General features: G+C 59.5%; 5 protein-coding genes. 2 read left to right on the top strand and 3 right to left on the bottom strand.

From position 1 onward, the window contains the following. The 3 genes from AC2FNN_RS21360 to rpsU all read right to left on the bottom strand — a co-directional run. Positions 1-672 (bottom strand): CAP domain-containing protein (locus AC2FNN_RS21360; protein ID WP_496760495.1); only part of this gene is annotated, 672 nt, incomplete at its 3' end. A 38-nt stretch (positions 673-710) separates the two neighbouring features. Next, complete coding sequence (locus tag AC2FNN_RS21355; RefSeq protein WP_496760494.1) at positions 711-944, bottom strand: hypothetical protein; 234 nt, start codon at positions 942-944, stop codon at positions 711-713. A gap of 25 nt (positions 945-969) precedes the next feature. Beyond that, positions 970-1,176, bottom strand: a complete 207-nt coding sequence (gene rpsU, locus AC2FNN_RS21350) for a 30S ribosomal protein S21 (RefSeq protein WP_005614280.1) — start codon at positions 1,174-1,176, stop codon at positions 970-972. A gap of 111 nt (positions 1,177-1,287) precedes the next feature. Between rpsU and AC2FNN_RS21345 the strand changes: the two genes are divergently transcribed. Further along, the gene (locus tag AC2FNN_RS21345; protein WP_496760492.1) at positions 1,288-1,980 is read left to right on the top strand and encodes a COQ9 family protein; all 693 of its coding nucleotides are present in this window, start codon (positions 1,288-1,290) and stop codon (positions 1,978-1,980) included. 61 nt (positions 1,981-2,041) lie between these two features. Continuing rightward, positions 2,042-2,737, top strand: a 696-nt coding sequence (locus AC2FNN_RS21340; protein WP_496760490.1) for an NAD(P)H-quinone oxidoreductase, incomplete at its 3' end; no start/stop codon positions are given.

Raw genomic sequence — 2,737 nt, 5'->3', positions numbered from 1 at the left:
TGTTTCTGGTTCTGGTTCTTCGGTTTCGGTGACGTCGGTATCGGGCGTTTCGGGCTCCGGTTCTTCGGTTTCGGTGACGTCGGTATCCGGCGTTTCGGGCTCCGGTTCCTCGGTCTCGGTGACGTCGGTATCGGGTGTTTCGGGTTCCGGCTCTTCCGGAACGGCAACTTCGTCCGGTGTGGTTGGCGGAACGGGCGGTGTGTTCGAATTGTCGTTGTCCAGCATGACTGCCGCGTCGGTTGCAGCAAAGTTCTGGGTGACCATCACCGCATCAAAACCCTGCATATCGCCGGTTTCGATCCCGATCCCGATATATTTGAAATCCGGGTTCAGAATATTGGCGCGGTGGCCCGGGCTGTTCATCAGGTTCTGGTGCAACTGGGCCACGTCATCGCTGATACCGGGCTGCCCGCGTTCGGACTGCCATGCGATGTTTTCGCCGGTCCGCCAGTTGCCCTCAAGATCGAACCCGGCGTTTTGCATCCGCTGAGTCGCACTGGAACCGCCCGAACCGGTGTGACTGAACGTGTCTGTGTCCAGCATCCAGGTGCTGTGATCTTCGGATGAATCGTTCAGCTGCGTCTCAAGCTGAAGCGGGTTGAGCCCGCGGGATGTGCGCTCCTGGTTGATCAGCTCCAGCATCTCGCGTTCGAATGTACTTGCAGTCGACATTTTTGCCTCCGTTTGTGTTTGGGTCCTTCCGGACGGGCTCACTTAGAGGTCGGGATATCGACGGTGATAGGGGGCGGTTCAATACAGGCGAGTTTTGGCGACGCGATGCTACCGATGCGGGATTCGCTGCGCTGCAAAATGCCGGGCAAAATGTTGCTGGTGAGGAAATGGCGGCTTGTCGCACAGCCGGTACCACGAGTCGGCGGATTGAAACCGATCGCCGAAACGACAAACCCCCGGGCGATGCCTCGGGGGTCGTCAAATAGTGTCATCCAAAGCTGGACGAGACCAAAGGTCTTAGAGCAAACCTTCGCGCTGTGCTTTCTTACGTGCCAGTTTACGGGCACGACGGATCGCTTCAGCCTTCTCGCGCGCTTTTTTCTCGGACGGTTTCTCGAAATGTTGCTTCAGCTTCATTTCACGGAACACGCCTTCGCGCTGCAGCTTTTTCTTCAGGGCACGAAGCGCCTGATCGACGTTATTGTCGCGAACACTAACCTGCATGTGGTTGTCACCACCTTTCTAGATAGAGTTGCAAGGAAATTGCAGGAGTTGGCCGTATAGCAAAGCCGCTCTAACTTGTCTAGTACTGGGTCCGACAACCGGAGAACCGCCATGACGACCACATATGAAGATGCAAAACGGCAGCTTTTGGATGCGATGCTGATCCATGTTCCCTTCGATGGGTGGTCGGAATCCAGTTTTCGCGCCTCCATTTCCGACTGTGGTCTGGATGACGGTCTGGCGCGCGCGATTTGTCCGCGCGGCGCGGTGGATCTGGCGCTGGCCTATCACGCGCGCGGGGATCAGGCGATGCTGGACCGCATCAAGTCCGAAGACCTGAGCGAACTGAAATTCCGCGACAGGATTGCCGCTGCGGTTCGGTTCCGGTTGCAGGCCGTCGAGGACAAAGAGCTGGTGCGCCGGGGCATGACGCTGTTTTCCCTGCCGACACATGCGGCCGACGGTGCCAAGGCGGTTTGGCAGACCTGCGATCTGATCTGGGACGCGCTGGGCGACAGCTCGGATGATGTGAACTGGTACACGAAGCGGGCCACTTTGTCGGGGGTCTATTCCTCGACCCTGCTGTTCTGGCTGGGCGATGACAGCCCGGATCATCAGAACACGTGGGAGTTTCTGGATCGCAGAATCGCAAATGTCATGGAGTTTGAAAAGCTCAAGGCACAGATGCGCGACAACCCGGTGTTGAAACCGTTTCTGGCGGTTCCGAACTGGCTGGCGGGTCAGGTGAAGGCCCCGGTAAGAATGCGGGCCGATCTTCCGGGGATACTGACCCCCCGAAAGTAGCGCGTCTTGGTGCTGGGCCTTGGCCCTGATGCCTGCTAGGCATTGGGCAAAGGAGGTGCCTATGACCCAGATGATGCGCGCTGTTGAGATCACCGAACCGGGTGGTCCCGATGTTTTGCAACTGACCGAGCGTCCGATTCCTGAACCGGGTGCGGGGCAGGTCGTTCTGAAAGTGGCCTATGCCGGGGTGAACCGCCCGGATGCGTTGCAGCGCGCGGGCGCTTACGATCCGCCGCCCGGTGCCAGCGACCTGCCGGGGCTTGAGGCTTCGGGCGAAGTGGTCTCGGTCGGGGCCGGGGTCGAAGGACTGTCCGTCGGCGATCAGGTTTGCGCTTTGCTGCCGGGCGGCGGCTATGCCGAATATGTCGCCACCCCCGCGGCCCATTGCCTGCCGGTTCCTGCCGGCATGGGAATGAAAGAGGCGGCCTGCCTGCCCGAGACCTTTTTCACCGTTTGGTCCAACGTGTTTTCGCGGGGCGGGCTGAAGGCTGGTGAACGATTTCTGGCCCATGGCGGCTCGAGCGGGATAGGCACGACGGCCATCCAGTTGGCCAATGCCTTTGGCGCCCGCGTTTTTGCCACCGCAGGGTCGGATGAAAAATGTCAAGCTTGCGTCAAGTTGGGTGCGGAAAGGGCAATCAACTACCGCGATGAGGATTTTGTGGCCGTCATGCGGGCCGAAGGCGGGGCAAACCTGATCCTCGACATGGTCGGTGGCGACTATATCCCGCGCAACGTCAAAGCTCTGGCCGAGGAT

Source organism: Ruegeria sp. BHSA118 (assembly GCF_059613405.1).
This window is presented reverse-complemented; position numbering and strand designations above follow the sequence as displayed.

What these genes read in the sequence shown, in the direction of transcription:
- rpsU (WP_005614280.1), bottom strand. Translation starts at nt 1,176, where the DNA reads ATGCAGGTTAGTGTTCGCGACAATAACGTCGATCAGGCGCTTCGTGCC.
- AC2FNN_RS21345 (WP_496760492.1), top strand. Translation starts at nt 1,288, where the DNA reads ATGACGACCACATATGAAGATGCAAAACGGCAGCTTTTGGATGCGATG.
- AC2FNN_RS21355 (WP_496760494.1), bottom strand. Translation starts at nt 944, where the DNA reads ATGACACTATTTGACGACCCCCGAGGCATCGCCCGGGGGTTTGTCGTT.